The organism is Allobosea sp. ASV33 (genome assembly GCF_016428755.1).
Taxonomy (GTDB): Bacteria; Pseudomonadota; Alphaproteobacteria; order Rhizobiales; family Beijerinckiaceae; genus Allobosea.
Genome location: NZ_JAELTI010000023.1, coordinates 15,137 through 38,397, shown reverse-complemented (window position 1 = coordinate 38,397; position 23,261 = coordinate 15,137). Strand labels below are relative to the sequence as shown.

18 protein-coding genes are annotated in these 23,261 nt (G+C 68.3%); 12 read left to right on the top strand and 6 right to left on the bottom strand.

Features of this window, described 5'->3' with window-relative positions:
• Window positions 1-12: 12 nt before the first annotated feature.
• The 4 genes from JHD80_RS09720 (at window position 13) to truB (ending at window position 5,053) form a co-directional block, all read left to right on the top strand.
• Window positions 13-702 (top strand): RNA-binding protein, encoded by a 690-nt coding sequence (locus JHD80_RS09720; RefSeq protein WP_248311462.1) that lies wholly within the window; start codon window positions 13-15, stop codon window positions 700-702.
• The gene (infB, locus tag JHD80_RS09715) at window positions 699-3,521 is read left to right on the top strand and encodes a translation initiation factor IF-2 (protein WP_199086510.1); all 2,823 of its coding nucleotides are present in this window, start codon (window positions 699-701) and stop codon (window positions 3,519-3,521) included. Before JHD80_RS09720 ends, infB begins: the two co-directional genes overlap by 4 nt.
• Window positions 3,522-3,675: 154 nt before the next feature.
• On the top strand, window positions 3,676-4,116 hold the full coding sequence (rbfA, locus tag JHD80_RS09710; protein ID WP_199086508.1) for a 30S ribosome-binding factor RbfA: 441 nt from the start codon (window positions 3,676-3,678) through the stop codon (window positions 4,114-4,116).
• A complete protein-coding gene (truB, locus tag JHD80_RS09705) occupies window positions 4,106-5,053 on the top strand; it encodes a tRNA pseudouridine(55) synthase TruB (protein ID WP_199086506.1) in 948 nt (315 codons plus the stop codon). The genes rbfA and truB overlap by 11 nt, the downstream gene beginning before the upstream one ends.
• Window positions 5,054-5,176: 123 nt before the next feature.
• Here the strand turns inward: truB and hemA are convergent, their stop codons facing one another.
• The 3 genes from hemA to JHD80_RS09690 all read right to left on the bottom strand — a co-directional run bounded on the left by hemA (window position 5,177) and on the right by JHD80_RS09690 (window position 8,759).
• Window positions 5,177-6,388 carry a 5-aminolevulinate synthase gene (gene hemA, locus JHD80_RS09700; protein ID WP_199086504.1) on the bottom strand — a complete coding sequence of 404 codons (1,212 nt, stop codon included), beginning with the start codon at window positions 6,386-6,388 and terminating at the stop codon, window positions 5,177-5,179.
• An 80-nt stretch (window positions 6,389-6,468) separates the two neighbouring features.
• Window positions 6,469-7,725 (bottom strand): allantoate amidohydrolase, encoded by a 1,257-nt coding sequence (locus JHD80_RS09695; RefSeq protein WP_248311461.1) that lies wholly within the window; start codon window positions 7,723-7,725, stop codon window positions 6,469-6,471.
• 287 nt (window positions 7,726-8,012) lie between these two features.
• On the bottom strand, window positions 8,013-8,759 hold the full coding sequence (locus JHD80_RS09690; protein ID WP_199086501.1) for an SDR family NAD(P)-dependent oxidoreductase: 747 nt from the start codon (window positions 8,757-8,759) through the stop codon (window positions 8,013-8,015).
• 411 nt (window positions 8,760-9,170) lie between these two features.
• Here JHD80_RS09690 and JHD80_RS09685 point away from each other — a divergent pair, with 411 nt between their 5' ends.
• Together JHD80_RS09685 and JHD80_RS09680 are read left to right on the top strand one after the other, a co-directional pair.
• The gene (locus JHD80_RS09685) at window positions 9,171-9,977 is read left to right on the top strand and encodes a WecB/TagA/CpsF family glycosyltransferase (RefSeq protein ID WP_199086499.1); all 807 of its coding nucleotides are present in this window, start codon (window positions 9,171-9,173) and stop codon (window positions 9,975-9,977) included.
• A gap of 10 nt (window positions 9,978-9,987) precedes the next feature.
• Window positions 9,988-10,890, top strand: a complete 903-nt coding sequence (locus JHD80_RS09680; RefSeq protein WP_199086492.1) for a DUF6492 family protein — start codon at window positions 9,988-9,990, stop codon at window positions 10,888-10,890.
• On the opposite strand, the gene JHD80_RS09675 is transcribed toward JHD80_RS09680, so the two are convergent.
• On the bottom strand, window positions 10,882-12,123 hold the full coding sequence (locus tag JHD80_RS09675) for a lipopolysaccharide biosynthesis protein (RefSeq protein WP_199086490.1): 1,242 nt from the start codon (window positions 12,121-12,123) through the stop codon (window positions 10,882-10,884). The genes JHD80_RS09680 and JHD80_RS09675 overlap by 9 nt on opposite strands.
• Window positions 12,124-12,276: 153 nt before the next feature.
• Here JHD80_RS09675 and JHD80_RS09670 point away from each other — a divergent pair, with 153 nt between their 5' ends.
• Together JHD80_RS09670 and JHD80_RS09665 are read left to right on the top strand one after the other, a co-directional pair.
• Window positions 12,277-13,329: an endo-1,4-beta-xylanase gene (locus JHD80_RS09670; protein ID WP_199086489.1), complete on the top strand. Its 1,053-nt coding sequence runs from the start codon at window positions 12,277-12,279 to the stop codon at window positions 13,327-13,329.
• Window positions 13,330-13,353: 24 nt separating this feature from the next.
• Window positions 13,354-15,927, top strand: a complete 2,574-nt coding sequence (locus JHD80_RS09665) for an exopolysaccharide transport family protein (RefSeq protein ID WP_199086487.1) — start codon at window positions 13,354-13,356, stop codon at window positions 15,925-15,927.
• A gap of 24 nt (window positions 15,928-15,951) precedes the next feature.
• Here the strand turns inward: JHD80_RS09665 and JHD80_RS09660 are convergent, their stop codons facing one another.
• On the bottom strand, window positions 15,952-16,977 hold the full coding sequence (locus JHD80_RS09660; protein ID WP_349237243.1) for a glycosyltransferase family 2 protein: 1,026 nt from the start codon (window positions 16,975-16,977) through the stop codon (window positions 15,952-15,954).
• 190 nt (window positions 16,978-17,167) lie between these two features.
• Between JHD80_RS09660 and JHD80_RS09655 the strand changes: the two genes are divergently transcribed.
• Entirely contained in the window at window positions 17,168-18,337 is a 1,170-nt protein-coding gene (locus JHD80_RS09655) for a glycosyltransferase (protein ID WP_199086485.1), read from the top strand.
• Between the two features lie 6 nt (window positions 18,338-18,343).
• Here the strand turns inward: JHD80_RS09655 and JHD80_RS09650 are convergent, their stop codons facing one another.
• The gene (locus JHD80_RS09650) at window positions 18,344-19,447 is read right to left on the bottom strand and encodes an AbrB family transcriptional regulator (RefSeq protein WP_199086483.1); all 1,104 of its coding nucleotides are present in this window, start codon (window positions 19,445-19,447) and stop codon (window positions 18,344-18,346) included.
• A 302-nt stretch (window positions 19,448-19,749) separates the two neighbouring features.
• On the opposite strand from JHD80_RS09650, the gene JHD80_RS09645 reads away from it, so the two are divergent.
• The 3 genes from JHD80_RS09645 to JHD80_RS09635 all read left to right on the top strand — a co-directional run bounded on the left by JHD80_RS09645 (window position 19,750) and on the right by JHD80_RS09635 (window position 23,110).
• A complete protein-coding gene (locus JHD80_RS09645) occupies window positions 19,750-20,826 on the top strand; it encodes a DMT family transporter (protein ID WP_199086481.1) in 1,077 nt (358 codons plus the stop codon).
• A gap of 110 nt (window positions 20,827-20,936) precedes the next feature.
• Window positions 20,937-21,980 carry a GMP reductase gene (locus JHD80_RS09640; protein WP_199086479.1) on the top strand — a complete coding sequence of 348 codons (1,044 nt, stop codon included), beginning with the start codon at window positions 20,937-20,939 and terminating at the stop codon, window positions 21,978-21,980.
• 98 nt (window positions 21,981-22,078) lie between these two features.
• Complete coding sequence (locus JHD80_RS09635; protein ID WP_199086477.1) at window positions 22,079-23,110, top strand: amino acid ABC transporter substrate-binding protein; 1,032 nt, start codon at window positions 22,079-22,081, stop codon at window positions 23,108-23,110.
• Window positions 23,111-23,261 lie beyond the last annotated feature (151 nt).

The following is a 23,261-nucleotide window of genomic DNA, read 5'->3' as shown; positions in this document are numbered from 1 at the left end:
GGGATCGTCGCGATGAAGGCGGCTCGGAACGAAGGACCGGAACGGAGCTGCGTCGTGACGCGGGCCGTGAAGGCGCCTGACGATCTGATCCGCTTCGTCGCCGGGCCCGACGGGACCTTGGTCCCGGACCTCCGGCGCAAGCTGCCCGGGCGGGGCGTCTGGGCGAGCCTCAGCCGCAAGACGGTGGCCGAGGCGATCAAGCGCAAGGCCTTCGAGCGCTCGCTCAAGGCGAAGGTCGCGGTTCCCGCCGACCTTCCGGGCATGATCGATGCGCTGATGCTGCGCGATGCGCTGCAGGCGCTGTCGATGGCTAACAAGGCGGGGCTCGTCATCGCGGGCTTCGCCAAGGTCGAGGCCCTGATCGGCTCGGGCCGCTGCGTCGGCGTCATTGCCGCCAGCGACGGGGCCGAGGACGGCAAGCGCAAGATCGGCCAGGCCGTCAGGCGGCTTGGCGTGGCGCGCGAGGCCGAAGGGCTCAAGGCCCGTGAACTGCCCGTCGTCACGATTTTCGCGGCGGCGGATTTGGAATTGGCGTTGGGGCGGGCACATGTGATACATGCCGCGCTTGCTCCGGGACCGGCGGCCGAGGGTGTCCTCTCCCGCTGGCGTCGGCTCGTCCGGTACCGGACGGACGATACCGCCGCATCCGACCAGAACGATACCGAAGACACGACCGAACCGGCAGGACCGAACGCGGAATGACCGATACCAAGAACCCGGGCGACAAGACACTCTCCGTCAACCCGCCCAAAACCCTGTCGCTGAAGCGGCCTGTCGAGCAGAGCACTGTTCGCCAGAGCTTCTCGCATGGGCGCACGAAGCAGGTCGTCGTCGAGGTCAAGCGCCGCGCCGCCGGGCATGAGGTCAAGGAGCCCGTTGCGCCGCGTGCGCCGCAGGCCCCGGCTCCGCAGGCGACCCAGCCGCGCCCTGCCGCTCCGCCGCCGCCCCAGCGTCCCGCCGGCAGCATGCTGCTGCGCACCCTCTCCGACGAGGAGAAGGACGCTCGTCAGCGCGCCCTTTCGGAAGCCCGCAGCAGCGAGGCCGAAGCCCGCCGCATCGCCGAGGACGAGGCGCGCCAGCGTGCCGCCGCCGCCGAGCGCGAGCGTCAGGAGCGTGAAGCCGCCGCCGCCCGTCAGCGGCAGGAGGAAGAGCGCCGCCGTCAGGAAGACGACCAGAAGCGCCGCGTCGAAGTCGCCGCGCGCCAGCGCGACGAGCCGCCGGCCCGTCCGGCCGCCCCGCCGCCGCAGGCCCGCGAGGCCGCGCCTGCGCCGCAGGCTCCGGCGCCCCAGCCCACCCAGTATTACGGTCGTCAGGCACCGTCCGGCCCGCGCGAGTTCACCTCGCGTCCGCCGATGCGTGACACCGGCGCCCGCCCGCCGCGGCTCGACAGCCGTCCGCCGCGCTCCGATGCGCCGCGCACGCCCCGTATCGACACCACGGCTCCGGCCGAGCCGGCGATCGCCCGTCCGGTCCGCCAGGCGCCGTCGGCCAACACCACGCGCAATCGCTCTGACGATGTCGACGTCAAGGCCGCCTTCCGCCGCCCCGGCCTGAGCGCCGGCGCCGGCCGTGGCCCGGCTCCCGCCGCGCCCAAGACTCCGAAGGTCGCCAACGACAAGCCGCGCGGTCGCCTGACGCTGTCGACCGCGACCGGGAGCGAGGACGAGCGGACACGCTCGGTCGCCTCGTTCCGCCGGCGCGTGCAGCGCATGACCGGCCATCGGGCTTCCGATGTGCAGAAAGAGCGCGTGATGCGCGAGGTGATCATCCCCGAGACGATCACCATCCAGGAACTCGCGAACCGCATGACGGAACGCGGCGTCGACGTCATCCGCCTGCTGATGAAGCAGGGCGCGATGCACAAGATCACCGACGTGATCGATGCCGACACCGCCCAGCTCATCGCCGAGGAAATGGGCCACACCGTCAAGCGCGTCGCCGAGTCCGACGTCGAGGAAGGCCTGTTCGACACGCCGGATACCGACGAGACCCTGGAGTCGCGGCCTGCGGTCGTGACCATCATGGGCCATGTCGACCACGGCAAGACCTCGCTGCTCGACGCGATCCGCAAGACCAAGGTCGTCACCGGCGAGGCCGGCGGCATCACCCAGCATATCGGCGCCTATCAGGTGACGACCCCACTGGGTAGCCAGGTGACCTTCATCGACACTCCCGGCCACGCCGCCTTCACGGCGATGCGCGCCCGCGGCGCCAAGGTGACGGACGTCGTCGTGCTGGTCGTGGCGGCCGATGACGGCGTCATGCCGCAGACGGCCGAGGCGATCCATCATGCCAAGGCAGCCGGCGTGCCGCTGATCGTGGCGATCAACAAGGTCGACAAGTCCGACGCCAACCCGGATCGCGTCCGCGCCGAACTGCTGCAGTACGAGATCCAGGTCGAGACGCTGGGCGGCGAGACCCTCGAAGTCGAGGTCTCCGCCAAGACCGGCCACAACCTCGACAAGCTGCTGGAAGCGATTGCGCTGCAGGCCGAGGTGCTCGATCTCAAGGCCAATCCCCATCGTCCGGCCGAAGGCACGGTCATCGAGGCCAAGCTCGACCGCGGCCGCGGCCCGGTCGCGACGGTCCTCGTCCAGCGCGGCACGCTGCGCACGGGCGACATCGTCGTGGCGGGTGCCGAATGGGGCCGCGTCCGCGCCCTGATCGCCGATACCGGCGCGCAGGTGAAGGAGGCTCCGCCCTCCATGCCGGTCGAGGTTCTCGGCTTCAACGGCACGCCCGAGGCCGGTGACCGCGTCGCGGTGGTCGAGTCCGAGGCCCGGGCCCGCGAGATCACCGATTACCGCGAGCGTCAGCGTCGCGATCGCCTCGCCGCCCGCGGCGCGGCTTCGGGCGCCGGCCGTTCGCTCGCCGAAATGATGCGCGAGCTCAAGGAAGGCGCCGGCCGCAAGGAGTTCCCGCTCGTCGTCAAGGGCGACGTGCAGGGCTCCGTCGAGGCCATCGTCGGAGCGCTTGAAAAGGTCGGCAACGACGAGGTGCGCGCGCGCGTTCTCTCCTCGGGTGTCGGCGCCATCACCGAGTCGGATGTCACGCTCGCCCAGGCTTCGGGCGCGGTGGTCGTCGGCTTCAACGTGCGTGCCCACAAGGAAGCGCGCGAGGCGGCCGACCGGGCCGGCGTCGAGATCCGCTATTACAACATCATCTATAACCTGATGGATGACGTGAAGGATGCGATGTCGGGCCTGCTGGCGCCGACGCTGCGCGAGACCATGCTCGGCAATGCGACGATCCTCGAGATCTTCAACGTCTCGAAGGTCGGCAAGATCGCCGGCTGCCGCGTCACCGACGGCACCATCGAGCGCGGCGCCAATGTCCGCCTGATCCGCGACAACGTCGTGGTTCACGAGGGCAAGCTCGGCCAGCTCAAGCGCTTCAAGGACGATGCCAAGGAAGTCGTGGCCGGCCAGGAATGCGGTATGTCCTTCGAGAACTACCAGGACATGCGCGCCGGCGACGTGATCGAGTGCTATCGCGTCGAAGAGATCAAGCGCAGCCTCTGAGGGCTGCGCTTCCTGAAACAGCGCGTCATGGCCGGGCCCTGTGGTCCGGCCATCTCGTGACGAGAAGAGCGCGTCCAGCGCCTGATCATCCTGAGACGGCGGGCCAAACCTGCCGGGACGTTTGGTCCGGTCCGATCCCGGAGAAACGAGAACCATGGCTAAACCTGCAAAACCCACAGGCCCGTCCCAGCGGCAATTGCGCGTCGGCGAACTGATCCGCCATGCGCTGGCCGAGATGCTGGCGCGCGGCGACATTCATGACGACGTGCTGGCGAAGCATGTCGTCACCGTGCCGGAGGTGCGCCTCTCGCCGGATCTCAAGCTCGCGACCTGCTACATCATGCCGCTCGGCGGGCAGGATGTTCCGGCTGTGCTCAAGGCGCTGGAGGCCAACAAGAAGTATCTGCGCGGCGAGATCGCCCATAGCGTGAACCTGAAATATGCGCCCGACCTGCGCTTCCGCGCCGATGAGAGCTTCGCCGAGGCCGAGCGCATCGACGCGCTGCTCGACACCGACGCCGTGCGCCGCGATACGCTGGTCCAGCGTCTCAGGATCGACCAGGACCACGAAGACGACCGTGACGATGACCGCTGATAACGCCCCCGAGATCGCCCGCGATCAGGACGCCGCCCCGGCGCCGCGCCCGAAGAAGCGCGACGTCCATGGCTGGGTCATCCTCGACAAGCCGATCGGCATGACCTCGACCCATGCCGTCAGCGTCGTGAAGCGCGCCTTCGGCGCCAAGAAGGCCGGCCATGCCGGCACGCTCGACCCGCTCGCCTCCGGCCTGCTGCCGATCGCGCTGGGCGAGGCGACCAAGACGGTTCCCTTCGTGATGGATGGCCGCAAGGCCTATCAGTTCACCGTCGCCTGGGGCACGCAGACCAATACCGACGACACCGAGGGCAGCGTCATCGCGACCTCGGACAAACGCCCCGACGAGGCGGCGATCCTGGCCCTGCTGCCGCGCTTCACCGGCACGATCCTGCAGACGCCGCCCAAGTTCTCGGCGATCAAGATCGCCGGTGAACGCGCCTATGACCTCGCCCGCGACGGCGAGGATGTCGAACTGGAGGCGCGGCCCGTCGAGATCGACGCGCTCCGCATCGTCAGCCATGACGGCGCCACCACCACCTTCGAGGCCGAATGCGGCAAGGGCACCTATGTCCGCGCCATCGCGCGCGATCTCGGCCTGGCGCTCGGCTGCCTCGGCCATGTCGCGCATCTGCGCCGCACCCGCGTCGGCCCCTTCGCGGTCGCGGACGCCGCGAGCGTCGAGACCTTGCGCGAGAGCCCGGAGAGCGCGCTGACCGCCCTCCAGCCGGTCAAGGCGGCACTGACGCTGATCCCGGAGATCGTGCTGCATCGCGACGCCGCCGCCCGCCTGAAGCGCGGCCAGAGCGCGCTGCTGCGCGGTGCGGGCGCCCCGATCGAGCTGGAGGCCGCCTACGCGACCTGCGCGGGCACGCTGGTCTCGACGGGCTCGGTCCAGAACGGCGAGTTCGTCCCGCACCGCGTCTTCAATCTCTGATTTGATCGCGTATGGGCGTCATGCTCGGGCTTGACCCGAGCATCTCGTGCCGGAAGGGGCTCCCGGCTCTTTCTCGTCAGGAGTTTCTCGGGTCAAGCCTGAGCATGACGCCTCGGACGACCCTCAAGCCGCCCGCTTCAACCCGTCACGGGCCCAGATCGCACCGAGCGCCGCCACCAGGGCGTCGATATCGGCGTCGGAATGGAAGGGCGAGGGCGTGATCCGCAGGCGCTCCGTGCCGCGCGGCACGGTCGGGTAATTGATCGGCTGGACATAGATGTCGAAGCGATCCAGCAATTCGTCGCTGATCGCCTTGCAGGCTTGAGCATCGCCGACCATCACCGGCACGATATGGCTGGGATTGGCGAGATGCGGGATGCCGGCGGCGTCGAGCTTGGCCCGCAACGCCGCGACGCGGTCCTGCTGGCGCTCCCGCTCGGCGGAGCTGTCCTTGAGATGCCGGATCGCGGCAATCGCTCCCGCCGCCACGGCCGGCGGCAGCGAGCTGGAGAAGATGAAGCCGGAGGCGAAGCTACGGATGAAATCGCAGAGCGCGGCCGAGCCGGTGATATAGCCGCCGATCACGCCATAGGATTTCGCCAGGGTGCCCTGGATCAGGGTGAGACGGTCGGTCAGCCCCTCGCGCTCCGAGATGCCGCCGCCGCGCGCGCCGTAGAGACCGACGGCATGGACCTCGTCGATATAGGTCATCGCGCCGAATTCCTCGGCGATGTCGCAGAACTCCCTGACCGGCGCGATGTCGCCATCCATCGAATAGACCGACTCGAAAGCGATAAGCTTCGGCCGGTTCGGATCGAGCGCCGCAAGCTTGCGGCGCAGGTCGGCGGGGTCGTTATGGGCGAAGATATGCTTTTCCGCGCGCGAATGGCGGATGCCCTCGATCATCGAGGCATGGTTCAGCCCATCCGTCAGCACGATGCAGCCGGGAATGCGCGCGGCCAGCGTCGAGAGCGAGGCCCAGTTCGAGACATAGCCGGAATTGAAGATCAGTGCGGCTTCCTTGCCGTGCAGGTCGGCAAGCTCGCGCTCCAGCAGGACATGGTAATGGTTGGTGCCGCCGATATTGCGGGTGCCGCCGGCGCCGGCGCCGCTGCCGTCGAGCGCGTCGTGCATCGCGGCGAGCACCTTCGGATGCTGGCCCATGCCGAGATAGTCGTTCGAGCACCAGACGGTGACGTCGCGCGGGCCGCCCAAGCCATGATAGGTCGCGAGCGGAAAGCGGCCGGCCTGCCGCTCCAGGTCGGCGAAGACGCGATAGCGGCCTTCGCGGCGCAAGCCGTCCAGCTCCTCGCGGAAGAAACTCTCGAAATCCATTCCAGCCTCCTGCGGCGCGCCTCTCCTAGGCCTTTCGGGCCGTCTCCGGAATGGCGCGCGGTGTCGCGGCTGGAATCGTTCTACTTCGCCTTTTCGGCGAGCTCCAGAATCGTTTCGATGAGGACACGGATGGCGATCCCGGCATCGGCCTCGGTCATGTTCTCCAGCGGGGAATGGCTGATGCCCTTCTCGTTGCGCACGAAGAGCATGGCGACGGGCGCGACCTGCGCGATCGCCATGGCGTCGTGCCCGGCGCCGGAAGGCAGGCGCCGGCCGGCGAGATTGCTGCCGGCCCGGGCGATGCCGGCGGCGAAGGCATCCTGCAGCCTGGGCTCCATCGGCACCGCCGCGGCCTTGGCATAGGGCACGATCTCGAGCCCGACGCCGCGCCGCGCCGCGATTTCGGCGAAACGGCTCCGGATCTGCCCCTCCATCGAGGCGAGCGTCTCGTTCTTCGGGGCGCGGTAGTCGATGGTGAACTCGGCCGCGCCGGGGACGACATTGGTCGCGCCCGGCTCGGGCCTGAGCACGCCGACCGTGCCGACGGCGAGCTCATGCGCGCCCGCGATCTGTTCCAGTGCCAGCGCCATCTCGGCGGCGGCCGTCAGCGCATCCTTGCGCAGCGCCATCGGCACGGTGCCGGCGTGTCCGGCCTCGCCGGTGACGCGCACCCGCGCGCGGCTCTGCGCGTTGATGGCGGTGACGATGCCGACCGGCTCGTTCTCCGCCTCCAGCACCGGTCCCTGCTCGATATGGACCTCGAGATAAGCCTGGATCGAGCCTGGCTTGCGCGCGAGCGCCGCGATCCCCGCCGGATTGCCGCCGAAGGCGACGAGGGCCTCGCCGAGCTTCACGCCCTCGCTGTCGCGTGCCTCCAGCCAGGCCGGGTTATAAGCGCCGGCCAGCGCCTCGGAGGTCGAGAGATGCGTGGGAAAGCGGACATTCTCCTCGTCGCCGAAGCCGATCACTTCCAGCGCGAAGGGCAGGCTGATTCCGGCATCGCGCAGAGCCTGCGCCGCGAGGATGCCGGCGACGACGCCGAGATTGCCGTCGAAGCGCCCGCCATCCTTCACGGTGTCGATATGCGAGCCGATCAGCACGGCGGGCGCCCCCGGTACGGTGCCTTCGCGCCGTCCCTGCACGGAGCCGGCGGCGTCGATGAAGGCGGTCAGCCCCGCGACTTCCATCGCGCCCTTGACCCATTCCGCCGCCTGCTTGTGCGCAGGCGAAAGATAAAGCCGAGTCAGCTTGCCGGGCTCGTCGCTGAAGCGATTGAGGCCGGCCAACGCGGCGAAGGCGCGGGCACCGAGGACGGCGGCGGAAGGAAGCGTCTGCATCATGCCGTCAAGCTAGAGCAGGGTTTTGAAAACTGCGACCGGCATTTTCGCCAAGCAGCTTCTCTACGGCGGCATTGCTGGCAGCCTCCAGCCCTCATCATTTGATGGAAAGCATGCCGTCATTCCGGAGCTTCGCGAAGCGAAGAGCCCGAAACCCAGAACCGACACCGTTTCCGTAAAAGGCGCGGGTGAGCGATCGCTCAAATTCCTGCTGGCATCGGCTCTGGATTCCGGGCTCAGGCCTGCGGCCTGCCCCGGAATGACGGTGAGGCTATGGACCCGGGGTCTCAGTAGGTCGCGCGCCCGCCTGACAGGTCGAACACGCCGGCCGTGGTGAAGCTGTTCTCGGCCGAGGCCAGGAAGGCGACCATCGCAGCGACCTCGTCGGGCAGCAGGAAGCGCCCGCGCGGGATCTTCGCCAGCATGTAGCCGATATGCTCTTCGCTCATCTGGTCGAAGATGCGGGTGCGCGCCGCCGCGGGCGTGATGCAGTTCACCGCGACATCCTTGTCGGCGAGCTCCTTGCCGAGCGATTTCGTCAGCGCGATCACCGCCGCCTTCGAGGCGGAATAGGCGGAGGCGTTGGGATTGCCCTCCTTGCCGGCGATCGAGGCGACCAGAACGATGCGGCCATAGTTGCGTTTGACCATGCCGGGAATGACCGAGCGGCAGCAATGCAGCGTGCCGTCGACATTGAGCTTCATGACCTTGGCCCAGTCCTCGAGCGGGTATTCCCAGGTCTTGTGGTTGGGCCCGGCGATGCCGGCGCTGGTGACGAGGATGTCGATGCTGCCATGCTGCGCTTCCAGCGCATCGCTCGCCTTCTGGACGGCGTCGGCATCGGTCACGTCGACGCCGACCCCGATCGCGCCATGGCCGATCTCGGCCGCGGCCTTCGCGGCGAGCGCCGCATCGACATCCCAGATCGCCACGGTCGCGCCACTCTGCGCGAAGCGCTCGGCGACGGCGCGGCCGATGCCTTGCGCCCCGCCGGTCACGATCGCGACCCGCTTCTTTAAATCGATTTGGTTCATGCCCGGCCCTCCCGCCTTGTTATGCGAATCACCCTAGCCGTCCGGTCGGGGAGCGGCCAGAGGGCGAGGCGGCTTCAGAGAAATCTGCAGACCCGCCATGCAAGCCGTTAAGGACAACGCCAAAAAAACCTGGGAACCGGGACCTCCGGCGCGTGCCGGATCGGGGCGGTCCGGGCGGGGTCTGTGTCGAGCTGGGACGGGTCCGGAAGAGGCACGCACGGGTCGGGGTGCTTTTCGTTTCGGTTCGGTACAAGCCCTTGTTGCTGCAAGCGGATTGCCATTAACGCGGCTTCGCGGATCGCGGGAATAAGCCGTTCACCTTTGCTCCGGCTTTGCCTTGACCCGGCCCCTGAAACGGCAAAGACAAGTGGGTATTCGCAATGGGCCGCCGTGCCCTTCATCGAGAAACCCGTGCCCGCAACCGCCTCCATCACGATCGCCAGCGAAGCCGGGAGCCGCAAGCGGCCGGGCTATGCCAAGCGCGACATCGGGGGCATCGGCATCGCGGTGATGGAGCGCGAGACGGCGATCGCCGAGGTCAGCGACGCAGTCTTGACCGGCGGCCACATGAAGCTGGCCTTCTGCAATGCCAACCTGGTCAACGTCGCCGCCGGCAACGCCGCCCTGCAGCGCAGCCTCTCGACCTTCCTCGTGCTGGCCGACGGCATCGGCGTCGATGTCGGCAGTTGGATGCTCTACGGCAAGGCCTTCCCGGCCAATCTCAACGGGACGGATTTCTTCCCGACCCTCTTCGCGCAGGCCGGGCGGCCCATGCATGTCGCCTTGCTCGGCGGCCGGCCCGGTGTCGCGGACCGGGCGGTGGCGAATCTGGCGAAGCGCTATCCGGGGCATCATTTCAGCGTCGTCTCGCACGGCTATTTCGCCGCCGACGAGGAGCAGGCGCTACTCGACAAGCTGAAGGTCCAGCGCCCGGATCTCCTTCTGGTCGCGATGGGCAATCCGTTGCAGGAGCGCTTCATCGCCGACAAGCTCGGGCCGCAGCATTGCTCGGTCGCGGCCGGCGTCGGGGCGCTGTTCGACTTCTTCGCCGACGAGGTGCCGCGTGCGCCGGAGCTCGTGCGCCAGATCAGGCTCGAATGGATCTATCGGCTCTGGCTCGAACCGCGCCGGCTCTGGCGCCGCTACGTGCTCGGCAATCCCGCTTTCCTTCTGCGCATGGCCCGGCAATATGCCATGGGCGGCCGAAGGAGCGGGTGAGACCAATCCATTGAGCGAAACCTTTGCCCTGGCGACGCCGAGCTACAGGGGCGATATCGAGCGCTGCCGGCTGCTCTGCGCCAGCATCGACCGCTTCGTCAGCGGCCATGCGGTCCATTATCTCCTGGTCGAGGATCGCGACGTCCCGCTCTTCCGCGATCTCGAGGGCCCGCGTCGCCGTATCCTGCCGGAATCGCAATTGCTGCCGGGCTGGCTGCGCTCGCGGCCTGACCCGTTTTCCCTTGGCAAGCGCCGGCTCTGGACCGGGATGCAGGCGCTGGCGCGCGGCATCCCGCCGCTGCGCGGCTGGCATGCCCAGCAGCTCCGGAAATTCGCCGTCGCCAAGGCCGGCACCGAGGACGTAATCCTCTTCGCCGATTCCGACATGCTGTTCGTGCGGCCCTTCGACCTGACCAGCCTGTCGGATGAGGGCGCGATCCGGCTCTACCGCAAGCCCGATGCGATCACCGCCGACATGGCGCGCCACATCCCCTGGTGCACGCATGCCTCCGCTTTGCTCGGACTCGATGCGCCATCGTTTCCGAGCCCCGACTACATCAACAACCTGGTGAGCTGGCGCCGCGACCATGTCCTGGCCCTGCTCGACCATGTCGAGAGCGTCAGCGAGCGCGACTGGGTCTCCGCCATCGCGCGCGAGCGCCAGTTCTCGGAATACATGATCTACGGCTATTTCGTCGAACGCGTGCTCGGGCTCGACGCCGCCGGCCACTGGCCGGACGCGCGCGAGCTCTGCAAGGTCTACTGGTTCAGCGAGGACGCTGTCGGCATGGCAGAGCTGCGCTCCTTCGAGGAGGTGCTGGAGCCCTGGCAGGTCGCCGTCGGCATCCAGTCCTTCATCGGCCAGCCGCTCGATCGCATCCGCGCCCTGTTCGACAAGCAGGCCTCAGCGTAGCGGCGCGCGCCGCGCCTGCGCCAGCAGCGTGTAAGTGAAGCCGGCCGAGGCGAGATAGACCACCCCGAAGACGAGGTTCATTCCGGCGGCCCAGCTCCCGGCGTCCGGATAGCGGGTCATCACCAGCGAGATCAGCCCGGCCTTGATCGCGGTCAGCAGGCAAAGCAGCGCGATGCGCGAGCCCGTGCGTTCGCGCGCATAGAGCAATTCGGCATGGTACTCGACGAGGTTGCGGAAGGCCGGGACCAGCAGCATCGGCGCGAACAGATAGGCGGCTTCCGAGACATTGCGCCCGAGCAGGTTCGGGAACGGCTTGAGCGCGACGATGACGGCGACGAGCCCGGCGACCGAGACCAACGCGATGCCGGCCTCGTAGGCCGCGAGCCGTTTGAAGCCGCCGATGCCGCGCTCCTGCATGATCTTCTGGACCAGCATCTGGTTGAAGCTGCGCACCGGCATGGCGGTGAGGTCGATCACCCTGAGCGCGATCGCATAGAGCCCGGCGGTGCGCTCGCCGGCCAGACCCAGCACGAGCAGTTTGTCGAGCTCGGACTGGATGTAGAACACGATATCGGCCGCGCCGGCGAAGACGGCATCGGCCATCCGGCGTGGATAGAGGCTGCGCACGAAGCGCCAGCGCGCGGCCGGCAGGAAGGCGATCAGCGCGATCAGCGCGCTCGCCATCGTCGCCGCGCAATAGGCGAAGGCCCAGATATCGAGATCGGCATGGCCGAATGCGGCGAAGAGCAGCGCCGCGACCGTCCGCAAGCTCGAGCCGATGATGACCAGCAGCGCCGCCTGCCGGAAGCGCCGGAGGCCGTTATTGACTATGGCGACGACCTCGACCAGCCGCCAGCCCAGCACCTCGGCGACGATGATCACCGCGAAGGGCAGGACTGCCAGGCGCTCCGCGAACAGGAGCAGATAGGCACCGCCGGCCACGGCAATGATGAGCGGCAGCGACAGAACGGATAGCCCGGCGAAACCCGAGAGATAGGCGCCGAGCAGCCGCGGCTTGACCGTGGCGACCCGGTAGAGCGGCGAGATGAATCCGAAGGCGAGAAGCCGCGACAGGATGAGCCCGGTCGAGGAGGCCGTGGCGAACAGACCGAATTCGCCGAGGGTCAACGTATTCGCAACGATGAGGAAGTAGACAAGGGAGATCACGAGCCGGCCGGCGGAGCCGCTCAGGATGGTGAGGTAGGCGAAGATGGTGGCGCGATCCGGCAGCATGAACCCGTTTCCGCGGCGGCTGGCCCGGCGCGTGCCTTAGCGTTGCAGCATGACGGATCCCTCTTAGACCAGAGGCGTTGAACGACCCTAAACGACACGGAAGCGTCCCGATTGACCGAACGGAAAGCTGAAACGGACCGGAATGAAGCGTCCTTGACGCGCCGCGGCCTGCTGCGCGGGACTTCGGCTTGCCTGGCGGCGGCCGGGAGTTTGGGTGCGGCGCTTGCGGCCGACAGGCCGATTCCGTTCGGCTCCGCGGCGGAGATCGAGACCTTTCGCAAGGACGCGCGCTATCGCGACGCGCTGAAGCGCTATTGCGACGTCATCGTCCCGATGAACGATCTGAAATGGGAGGCGCTGCGGCACGACCGGCCGCGCTTCGATTTCTCCGGCGCCGACGAGCTCGTCGGCTTCGCCGAGGCGAACAAAAAGGCGCTGCGCGGCCACACGCTGCTCTGGGGCGAGGCTCTGCCGCCCTGGGCGAAGGAGATGGCGACGCGCGCCGAAGCCGAGCGCGAGCTCGTCAACCACATCGAGATCGTGGTCGACCGCTACAAGGGGCGGGTCGGGACCTGGGACGTGGTCAACGAGGTCATCAAATATGATCCCACGGAAGGCGGGCCGTATCGCGACACGATCTGGCAGCGCCTGCTCGGGCCGGAGCATGTCGACATCGCCTTCCGCACGGCGGCACGGGTCGATCCCAAGGCCCGGCTCGTCCTCAACGATTTCCATTTCGAGGAGCCGGTTCCCGGCGCCGCCGCGCGCCGCAAGGTCGCGCTCGATATCTGCCGGCGCCTCAAGGACAAGGGCATCCCTGTGCATGGCATCGGCATGCAGGCCCATCTTTATGCCGACAAGGGCATCGACGTGGACGGATTGCAGCGCTTCATGCGCGACCTCGACGAACTCGGCCTGGATGTCGAGATCACCGAGCTCGACGTCATCGACTGGAAGCTGCCCGCCGATCCCGCGCAGCGCGACAAGACAGCCGCCGCCCTGGTCTCCACCTTCCTCGAGGCGATCGTCTCGGCCAAGCGGCCGAAGGCGATCGTCACCTGGGGGCTGACCGACCGCTATTCATGGGTTCACGAAACTTTCCCGCGCAAGGACAGCGCCCGCGCAAGGCCCCTGCCGCTTGATGCCGATTACCGGCAAAAGCCGATGATGGCCGTGCTCGAACGCTATCGGCGTGGGCTGGCGTGATGTGGGACAGTGAAGCGTAGCGTCATGTTCACGACCGAGCCCGCTGCAAGCGAAGCACAGGAGAAGCCGGAGCGCCGCGAGCGGCCGGCTTCGGCCATGCCCGCTCAGCTTGGCCGCCTCACCGATCCCGCCTGGATCGTCGGGACGCTCTGGGCGCGGCGCGGATTGATCCTGCTGATGGCCGTGCTCGGCCTCGTCCTGGCGATCTTCGGCAGCCTGCTGATCGCGCCGAAATACGTCTCGACCGCGCAGCTCTTCATCGATCCGCGCGACCTGCGCGTGCTCCAGAACGACGTCTCGCCCAACACCGTCGGCAGCGATCCGACCTCGATCACCGGCTATCTCGAAAGCCAGGCGCGGGTGATCGCATCCGACAGCATCAAGTCGCGCGTGGTCGAGCGGCTTGGCCTCGACCGCGATCCCGATTTCGGCGGCGCTTCGGCCGGCTTCCTGTCTCGCCTGTTGGGCACTGATACCGGCCTCTCGCCGAAGGCGACGCTCTATGCGCTGGCGGCGCTCGACCGCACCGTGAGCGTTCGCCGCGGCGAGCGCACCTTCGTCATCGACATCTCCGCGACGGCGCAGGACCCCGACAAGGCGGCGAAGATCGCCAATGCGCTGGCCGAGGCCTATCTCGAAGACCAGACGGCAGTGCGTGCCGAGGCCGCCCAGCGCGCGACCACGGCCCTGACCGGCCGCTTGGAGGAACTGCGCAATCGCCTGCGCACCGCCGAGGAAAAGGCGGAGAAATACAAGGAAGCCAATAATATCGTCGGCGTCGGCGGCCGCTCGCTGAGCGAGGAGCAGCTTTCGCTCAACAATGCCCAGCTCGTCGCGGCGCGGACACGCGCGACCGAAGCCAAGGCCAAATACGACCAGATAACCGCGACGCGCGCCGCCAATATCGAGGCCGGTGCGATCCCCGAAGCCGTCGCCTCCAACACGATGACCGCCCTGCGCGCCCAGCTTGGCGCGGCGCTGGCCCGCGAGGCCGATCTCGTCTCCTCGCTCGGCGCGCGGCATCCGGCGCTCGCCTCGTCGCAGTCTCAGGTGCGCGACGCCCGCCGCCAGATCGCCGACGAGCTCTCCCGCATCGCCCGCGCCGCCAAGGCCGAATATGACCGCGCGGTCGAGGCCGAGCGCCAGCTCGCCCGCCGCGTCGACCAGCTCACCGCCGGGCAGTACGCCGCCGGCCGCGCCTCCGTGCAGTTGCGCGAGCTCGAACGCGAGGTCGAATCCTCGCGCGCCATCTACGATGCCTTCCTCAAGCGCGCCCGCGAGACCGGCGAGCTCGGCGGCATCGACACCACCAATGCCCGCATCATCAGCCCGGCCATGCCGCCGCTCGAAAAGAGCGGCGTCAGCCGCCGAACGCTCGCTTTGCTCGGCCTGGTCGGCGGCGGCGGCGTGGGCATGCTGCTCGCGCTCGGCCTCGCCCTGTTCGCGGTGCCGCGCCCGGCCGTCGCCTCCGAGCCGCGTCCGCGCAAGCCGTTCTGGCGCCGCGCGCCACGTCCGGTCCCGACCGAGGCGGTTGTCGAGCAGCCGCCCGCGCCCGCCCCATCATCGCCCGCCGCCGCTGCTCCCTCTCCGCCGCCGCGCCAGCCGTTCTGGCGCCGGGCGCCGCGCCCCGTCGTCACTGACACGGCCGAGCAGGAGACGCCTGCACCGTCGGCTGCCGCTCCGCCGCCTCGTTCGCAGCCCGCGGCAGCGGCGGCGCAGGAAGCTTCGCCACCGGCCGTTTCCACGGGGCTGGGACCGGCGGGCTGGCGGCGCCTCATGGCGATCCAGGGCGGGCAGGCGGACCGTGTCGCGCGCCAGCCGGAGCCGGCAGCCGAGCCCGCTGCCGAGCCGGTGCATCGTTCCGTACCCCTGAGCATCCCGGAACCGGCACCGGAGCTAGCCTCCTTGCCGGCGCTCGGAACCCTTCCGGCGGTGCGCAACCGTCGCTGGCGCCGTGGCGTCGAGGCTCGTTCTGTCTTCCAGGGGCAGGCACATCTGGTCGATGTCATCGACAAGCCGCAAGGCGCCTTCGCCGAGGCCGTCTCCGCGATCCGTCTGGCCCTGGCTAAGGCGGGGGGCGGCGAGCAGCGCCGCCGCATCCTGATCCTCGGCCTGGAGCCGCAAGCGGGCACGACGACCCTCGCCCTCAATCTCGCGCTGGATGCGGCCGCGGCGGGCCTGCCTGCATTGCTGGTCGATGCCGGTGACGGTGCCCACGGCCTGACCCCTGTCTTCGCGGCCGACGCCCCGCTCGGGCTCGGCGACGTCCTGGCAGGGCGCGCGGCACTAGCGCGCGCGATCCTCAAGGACGAAGGCACTGGCCTGACCTTCCTGCCCTTCGCTGGGAATTTGCCGCCGGCGGGGCAGGTTTCGCTTCGCACCGGGCCGTTCGCTGCCGCGCATCGCTTCGGGCCGATGATCGTCGATGGCGGCAGCCTGCCGGTCGCGGGCCTGATCGAGCGCTTTGCCGAAGCCGTCGACGATATCGTGCTGGTCGCGCGCGAAGGACGCTCCGCCAAGGCTGCGGCCGAACGCTGGCAGGACGCGCTCGGGCCGCATGCCGCCAAGCTGCGCGGCCTCGTCGTCAACGCGGCCTGAACCTCTACTGCGGCGAAGGCCGGATCAGTTCTTCTCGGGCTTGCGGTATTGCTCGTTGGCGACGCCGAATTCCGACATCAATCGGCCGATCGCGACCTGTCCATGGTAGAGCCCGATCAGCCCGGAGCGGGTCCGCAGACCCAGGACAAGACCGCGCGGGACTGACGCCGCGAGCAGGGCGAGCGACTTCACCAGTACTTTCAGTCTTCCGAACGGCCCCGGATTCTGCCGCCTTTCGATCGCGGCCGAGATCGCGCCATTGCGCAGGCCGCGCGCATTGATCCAGTCGAACGTGCTGCGCCGCTCCGGCATGGTCTCGCGTTGCGCGGCCTCTTGCACCCACCAGAAGCGGAAGCCGGCCGCCTTGGCGCGGGTGAAGAAATCCGTATCGCCGCCGCCGGTGAAGTCGAAGCTTTCGTCGAGGAACGGAAATCCGAGCCTGTCGAGCACGCTGCGCCGGATCAGGTAGTTCGCGCTGGAATAGAGCATCGGCACCGGCCCGGAGATATTGTAATGCGAGCGGAACACCGGATGCGCCGAAAGCCAGGCGCGCGACGGGTCGGCGAAGACGGCCGTGACCGAGCCGCCGAACAGCTCGGCCGGGGTGGCCCGTGCCGCTGTGACGAAGGCATCGAGCCAGCCAGGCTCGGCCTCCTCGTCATCGTCGATGCCGAGAACCTGTTCGAGCGCCGGAAAGCGCGTCAGCGCGCAGCGCCAGGCGGCGTTATAGGCCTTGCAGTTGCCCTGGCGCGGCTCGACGATGACGAAGCCCTTGAACAGCCCCGCCGCGTGCAGGGCGCTGGCGCGGGTAGCGCCGGCGCGCTCGACGCCCTCGTTCTCGACCACGATCACCGCGAAATCATGCCCGCCCGTCTGGTTGGCTAGCGACCGCAGGGTCGCCTCCAGCATGTCCGGGCGCCGGAAGGTCGGGACGCAGACGACGCTGGCGATGCCCGCCAGGGCTTCCGGCGCCGAGCTGGCGACCACCTCGAAGCTCTCGGGCATGCCGAAGACCGGCCGGGTGGAGCGGTCCTGCTCACCTCCGGTCACGCTAGCGCTTGTTTGGCTGGCCGTCGTCATCGAGCCGCAAACTAGGCCGTGACGGCTTAAGGTTCGGTGTTCGCCATTGCCGAAACAGCCGATGATCCGGCGAGGCCCTGTTGATCATAGATGGCGGGGCCGCTTGACCTACCCGGCCAATGGGAGGAGTGGAATACCATCTGCCGACGAGCTTGCCCTCTTGCGCCTTGCTTTCCTGACATCGCTGATCCCCGTCGCCCGGCCGGATACCGGCTTCGAGATCGCCAATGCGGCGATCCTCTCGGCGTTGCGCGCGGCCGGCCACGACGTCACCGCGATCGGCTTCCTGCGTCCGGGCGAGGTTCCCGCCGATCCGGACCGTGCGATCGTTGTCGCCGAGGCCGATATCGAGAACGCGGTGGTGCCGGCCGCACAGAAGCTGCGCTGGCTCGCCGCCGCCGCCCGGCTCCGCTTGCCGGTCGCCTGTGCGAAGCTCCGGCTCGCCGGGGCCGGCCGCCTGGTCGAAGCCGTCCGGGCGCACGGGCCCTTCGATGCGCTGGTCCTCAATTCGGTGCTCCTGCCCGGCGCTTTTCCGGAGCTTTTGCGGATCGCGCCCAGCATCCTCGTCGAGCACAATATCGAGCATGTCTCGGCCGAACAGAATGCCGACCATGCCGGCAATCCGTTGTTCCGCCGGCTCTACCGGCGCGAGGCGCGCCTGCTGGAGCGGTTGGAGCGAAGGCTCTGGGACGATGCGCGCTTCATCTGGACGCTGGCCGAGGAAGACCGGCAGGCGCTCGGGCCGGCCTATCAGCGGAAATCCTGTGCCTTGCCGCTGGTCTCGGGCGATCCGGCCGCAGCCTCGCCCGCCGGTCTCGGAGAGGACCCGGCTTTCGATGTCGGTCTGATCGGCACCTGGACCTGGGGTCCCAATCTCATTGGCCTCGAATGGTTCCTACGCGAGATCTGCCCGCTTCTGCCGGACGATATCCGCATTGCCGTCGCCGGCCGCGTGCCTCCCGACCTGCAGGCGCCGATGAACGTGACCCTGGTCGGGCGCGTGCCCTCGGCCGAGTCGTTCCTGCGCTCCTGCCGGCTCGTTGCCCTGTCGAGCCGGGCCGGCACCGGCGTGCAGCTCAAGACGATCGAGGCGATGCAATTCGGCTTGCCCGCGGTAGCGACGACCCTGTCCTGCCGGGGATTCACGGAAATGCCCGCTAATTTCACACTTGCCGATACGGCGGCGGATTTCGCCCGCGCGGTGACCGAGCGTGTCGCCGCGATCCGCGCCGGAGATCGCCAGCGTATCGACGGCGCGGCCTTCATGGCGGGCCAGCGCAGCGCGCTGGCGGACGGGCTCGTGCGCGGGCTCGCCGCGGCGACGGCGTGAAAGCGGCTAGTCCGCCGCAGCTTTCCGGCGGCCGATCAGGCCGAAGATCGGCCCGGCCGAGACCATCACCAGGAAGACGCGGATGATGTGATGGGCCGCGACGAAGGCGACCTCGGTGTGCAGCGCCAGCGCGATCAGGCTCATCTCGGCGAGGCCGCCGGGCGAATAGGCCAGGATCAGCGGGACATGGCCATGTACGGACATCAGCGCGACCAGCCAGGCGAAGCCCAGCGTCAGCGCCAGCAGAATCACGGTCGAGCCCACCGAAAGCAGGAGCACCCGCAGGATGATGCGCGGCGCCGTGCCGACGAAGCGGCAGCCGATCGTCACGCCGAGGATGAGCTGGGCGGCATTGACGATCTCCGCCGGCGGCATCGCCGCGCTCAGGCCCGTGACATGCACGATCGCGCTGACCAGCATGGGGCCGAGCAGGAATTTCGCGGGCATCCGGAGCCAATGTCCGACGATGACCCCCGCGATGCCGCAGCCGATCAGCCAGAGCTCGGAACCGAGCGGCGTCTGCATGATCGATGGGCCCGCGACGCGACCGCCGCCTAGCGTCACGCCGCCGATCCACTGCACGATGAAGGGCAGCGTCATCACGACGAGCAGGATGCGGGCGGAATGGATCAGCGCGATGATGCGGGCATCGCCGCCCTTCTCCTCGCCGACCGTGACCATCTCGATCAGGCCGCCCGGCATGCCCGAGAAGAAGGCGGTGACCGGGTCGAACCCCGCGACGCGGCGGAAATAGCTGACGCAGCACAGCCCGCAGGCGACCATGAACAGCACGAGCCCGGCAAGCGTCGGCAGCCAGTTCGGCAATTGCGAAACCACCTCCGGCTTGAACGAGGCGCCGAGCATCACGCCGATCACCGCCGTCATCGGCGGGCGGATCACGGCCGGCGCGGCGACGGGCAGGCTGATCAGCGCGGCGAAGGTGCAGAACACCATCGAGCCCAGCATCCAGGGCAGGGGCAGCCTGGCCTGCACGAAGAGCCAGCCGCCGAGCCCGCCGAGCGCCAGCGCCAGGGCAAAGCGGCGATAGGGAAAGCGGCTGGGAGCGAGCTGGCGCAATCCGCCGACGAAATCGTCGAGAAGGACTTTCATCGCGGCCGCCCGCCGCATTCGGCCGGGCGACACGGGCCGCCCGAACGCGCTTCTGCGTCAGGGCGGCAGGGATATGGGCGGTCTTGAAGCGTCAAGCGGCAGGTCCCTTTCGGGCTCGTCCTAGAATCTGTTCGCGCCATTGCACAGCCCATGCCGGGTATGCCGCCCCTGCGCGTCGCGCGGCCGGCACAATGCGGCCATGTGACTTTGTCATTGGCCGAATTGCCACGTTTCCTCAATGATTTGGCGTTAGGGATGAAATGCCGGGCCGATCATCGGCCGCCGACCATTGGTTGAGGGTGATGAGCGAGGAGCGGCAGTCCGCCCGGCACGACCGGTCGGCGTTTGAGGGCGATGCCCCGGCATGGCACGAGCTGGCCGCTTCCGTACCTCCCGAGCCCGGACCGTCCCGCTCCCTCCCGATCGTCGCGGCCGAACCGCCTGTCAGCGCGAGCCGGACCGGCTGGCTGGAGAACCGCCGGCAGCGCCTGCGCTATTGGTGGCGCGGGGCGAGCCCGAACCTGCGCGGCTCGGTCTTCATGTTCGCGGCGATGCTCGTCTATGCGGTGATGGTCGCCGGCATCAAGCATGTCGGGCAGGGCATCCCGCTCGTGCAGATCCTGCTGATCCGCCAGGTCATCATGACGGCGATCCTGCTCCTCTTCGCCGCCGGTAGCCTGCGCCAGGCCTTCCATACCGACCGGCTCGGACTCCAGGTTTTCCGCAGCGTCGTCACGCTGCTCTCGATGCTCTGCGGCTTTACCGCGGTCGTCAAAATCCCGCTCGCCCAAGCCACGGCGATCGGTTTCAGCCAGGTGCTCTTCGTAACCATCGCGGCGGTCCTCGTCCTCAAGGAGGTGGTCGACGGCCGGCGCTGGGCTGCGACCGTGATCGGCTTCGCCGGCGTGCTGATCATGCTGCGGCCGAGTTCGGAAGGGCTCGATATCTACGCCCTGCTCGCGGTCGCCGGCGCGGTCTGTGGCGCCGCGATCACCGTGAGCGTCCGCAAACTCGCGGCGAGCGAGCGCACCGACACGATCCTGCTCTATCAGGGCATCGTGCTGATCGTTCTGCTCGCCGTGCCGACCTGGGCCTGGTGGCAGACGCCGACGTCCAACCAATGGTTCTGGCTGATCACGCTCAGCCTGTTCGGCACGGCCGGGCAATGGCTGATCACCCGCGCCTATCAGGTCGGCGAGGCGGCGGCGCTGGCGCCACTGGATTTCAGCCGCCTGCTCTTGGCGAGCTTCACCGGCTTCGTCTTCTTCGCCGAAATCCCGGCGCTCACCACCTGGCTCGGCGCGGCCGTCGTTATCGGGGCGACGCTCTACACGATCCGCAAGAACGCCCGGACGAGCCCTCCGCCCGCGGCCGCCTGACCGCCCCGGGATTGCGCCGCTCCCCTCCCGGGCGCTATGAATCGGCGCACGCCTCTCCCGCGTGCGGCCGCCGGGCCTCGAGCCCGCGGCAAGACAGCCCGAGGCCGATCATGCGCATCGAAAACGATCCGAAGCTCGATTTCCGCGATGTCTTGATTCGCCCGAAGCGCTCGACGCTGGGCAGCCGTGCCGAGGTCGATGTCGAGCGCTCGTTCCGCTTCGCCCATACCGGTAAGGAGTGGACGGGCTTTCCGCTGATCGCCGCCAATATGGACGTGGTCGGCACCATGGCCATGGCCCGCGCGCTCCTGAAACACGGCGCCATGGTCGCCCTGCACAAGCATTACAGTGCCGAGGAACTGATCGCTTTCTTCCGCGAGCCGGGCTCTGCCAACGCCTTTTACTCGCTCGGCACCACCGAGTCCGACCATGACAAGCTGAAGGCCGTCCACGCCCAGTCGCCGATCACCAAGATCTGCCTCGACGTCGCCAACGGCTATACCGAGAAATTCGTCGACACGGTCAAGGCGACGCGCGCCGCCTTCCCGGATGCGGCGATCATGGCCGGCAATGTCGTGACCGGCGACATGACGGAGGCGCTGATCCTCGCCGGCGCGGACATCGTCAAGGTCGGCATCGGGCCGGGCTCGGTCTGCACCACCCGCAAGATGACCGGCGTCGGCTATCCCCAGCTCTCCGCCATCATCGAATGCGCGGATGCGGCCCATGGCCTGAAGGGCTTCGTCTGCGGCGATGGCGGCCTCACCGTGCCCGGCGATGTCGCCAAGGCCTATGGCGGCGGCGCCGATTTCGTGATGATGGGCGGCATGCTCGCCGGCCACGACGAATGCGAGGGCGAGATCCGCTACGAGGAGCACGACGGCGAGAAGGTGCCGGTGGCGATGACCTTCTACGGAATGTCCTCGGACACCGCGATGAACAAGTATTCCGGCGGCGTCGCCAAGTACCGCGCGTCCGAAGGCAAGACCGTCGAGGTGCCCTATCGCGGCCCGGTCGAGGGCACGATGCAGGAACTGATGGGCGGCGTGCGCTCGGCCATGACCTATATCGGCGCGGTTCGCCTGAAGGAGGTGCCCAAGCGCACCACCTTCATCATGGTCGGAAGCCAGCTCAACACCATTTTCGGCAACTGACGCGGATTGGCATTTCTGCCGCTACCGCTTTCGGTAGGCCTGTTGCATAGTCGGTTTTCAACGCAGAAAGCCGCTGACGGCTTCGGGGAGACGGATACATGACGTTCAGGATCTTGGGTGCGGCGGCTCTGCTCGCTGCGGGGGCTTCGATGGCGCAGGCGCAGCAGCTCGCGCCGAGCCCGACGCTGGACGCCGTCAAGGCGCGCGGCAATCTCGAATGCGGCGTGCATCTCGGCCTGCCCGGCTTCTCCTTCGCCAATGACAAGGGCGAGTGGAGCGGGCTCGACGTCGATTACTGCAAGGCGCTCGCCGCGGCCGTCCTCGGCGATGCCAACAAGGTGAAGTACACGCCGACCTCGGTGCAGCAGCGCTGGCCGATCCTGCAGTCCGGCCAGGTCGACGTGCTCTCGCGCAACTCGACCATCACCTTCTCGCGCAACGCGACGCTCGGCCTCAACTTCCAGGGCATCAATTTCTACGAGGGCCAGACCTTCATCGTCCGCAAGTCGGCCGGCGTGAAGGATGCCGCCGGCCTCGATGGCGCCTCTGTCTGCGTCGCCGCCGGCTCGACCGAGGAGAAGAACGCCGCCGACTGGTTCCGCGAGCGCAACCTCAAGACCACGATCACCAATTTCCAGAAGAACGACGACGCCATCGCGGCCTATGACGCCGGCCGTTGCGACGCCTATACCGCCGGCGTCGGCGCGCTCGCCGGCCAGCGCGCCAAGCTCAAGAACCCCGACGATCACGTCATCCTGACCCAGCCGATCTCGAACGATCCGCAGGGCCCGGTGACCCGCTGGGGCGACGAGCGCTGGCAGCTCATCGTGCGCTGGGTGCTGAACGGCACGATCGCGGCGGAGATGCTCGGCGTCACCTCCAAGAATGTCGACGAGATGAAGGCCAACTCGAAGAACACCGAAGTGCGCCGCCTGCTCGGCGCCGAGGGTGGCTTCGGCGCGATGATGGGGCTCTCGAACGACTGGATGTACAACGCCATCAAGCAGGTCGGGAATTACGGCGAAAGCTATGAGCGCACCGTCGGCATGGGTTCGCCGCTGAAGCTCGAGCGCGGCCAGAACCAGCTCTGGACCAAGGGCGGCCTGCTCTTCACCCCGCCCTTCCAGTGAGAGCGGGCTTCCCGGACGTCTGCGCTCGCCAATGAAGCGCAGCCGTCATTCCGGACAAGCCGCGTAGCGGCGCCGATCCGGAATCGATCGTAGCGCGCATGGCCCTACGATGGATTCCGGGTCTCCGCTTCGCTCCGCCCGGAACGACGGC

Excerpts from the sequence above, each read along its gene's own strand:
- JHD80_RS09720 (WP_248311462.1), top strand. The coding sequence starts at position 13 with ATGAAGGCGGCTCGGAACGAAGGACCGGAACGGAGCTGCGTCGTGACG.
- infB (WP_199086510.1), top strand. The coding sequence starts at position 699 with ATGACCGATACCAAGAACCCGGGCGACAAGACACTCTCCGTCAACCCG.
- rbfA (WP_199086508.1), top strand. The coding sequence starts at position 3,676 with ATGGCTAAACCTGCAAAACCCACAGGCCCGTCCCAGCGGCAATTGCGC.
- truB (WP_199086506.1), top strand. The coding sequence starts at position 4,106 with ATGACCGCTGATAACGCCCCCGAGATCGCCCGCGATCAGGACGCCGCC.
- hemA (WP_199086504.1), bottom strand. The coding sequence starts at position 6,388 with ATGGATTTCGAGAGTTTCTTCCGCGAGGAGCTGGACGGCTTGCGCCGC.
- JHD80_RS09695 (WP_248311461.1), bottom strand. The coding sequence starts at position 7,725 with ATGCAGACGCTTCCTTCCGCCGCCGTCCTCGGTGCCCGCGCCTTCGCC.
- JHD80_RS09690 (WP_199086501.1), bottom strand. The coding sequence starts at position 8,759 with ATGAACCAAATCGATTTAAAGAAGCGGGTCGCGATCGTGACCGGCGGG.
- JHD80_RS09675 (WP_199086490.1), bottom strand. The coding sequence starts at position 12,123 with ATGCTGCCGGATCGCGCCACCATCTTCGCCTACCTCACCATCCTGAGC.
- JHD80_RS09665 (WP_199086487.1), top strand. The coding sequence starts at position 13,354 with ATGTTCACGACCGAGCCCGCTGCAAGCGAAGCACAGGAGAAGCCGGAG.
- JHD80_RS09650 (WP_199086483.1), bottom strand. The coding sequence starts at position 19,447 with ATGAAAGTCCTTCTCGACGATTTCGTCGGCGGATTGCGCCAGCTCGCT.
- JHD80_RS09645 (WP_199086481.1), top strand. The coding sequence starts at position 19,750 with ATGAGCGAGGAGCGGCAGTCCGCCCGGCACGACCGGTCGGCGTTTGAG.
- JHD80_RS09640 (WP_199086479.1), top strand. The coding sequence starts at position 20,937 with ATGCGCATCGAAAACGATCCGAAGCTCGATTTCCGCGATGTCTTGATT.
- JHD80_RS09635 (WP_199086477.1), top strand. The coding sequence starts at position 22,079 with ATGACGTTCAGGATCTTGGGTGCGGCGGCTCTGCTCGCTGCGGGGGCT.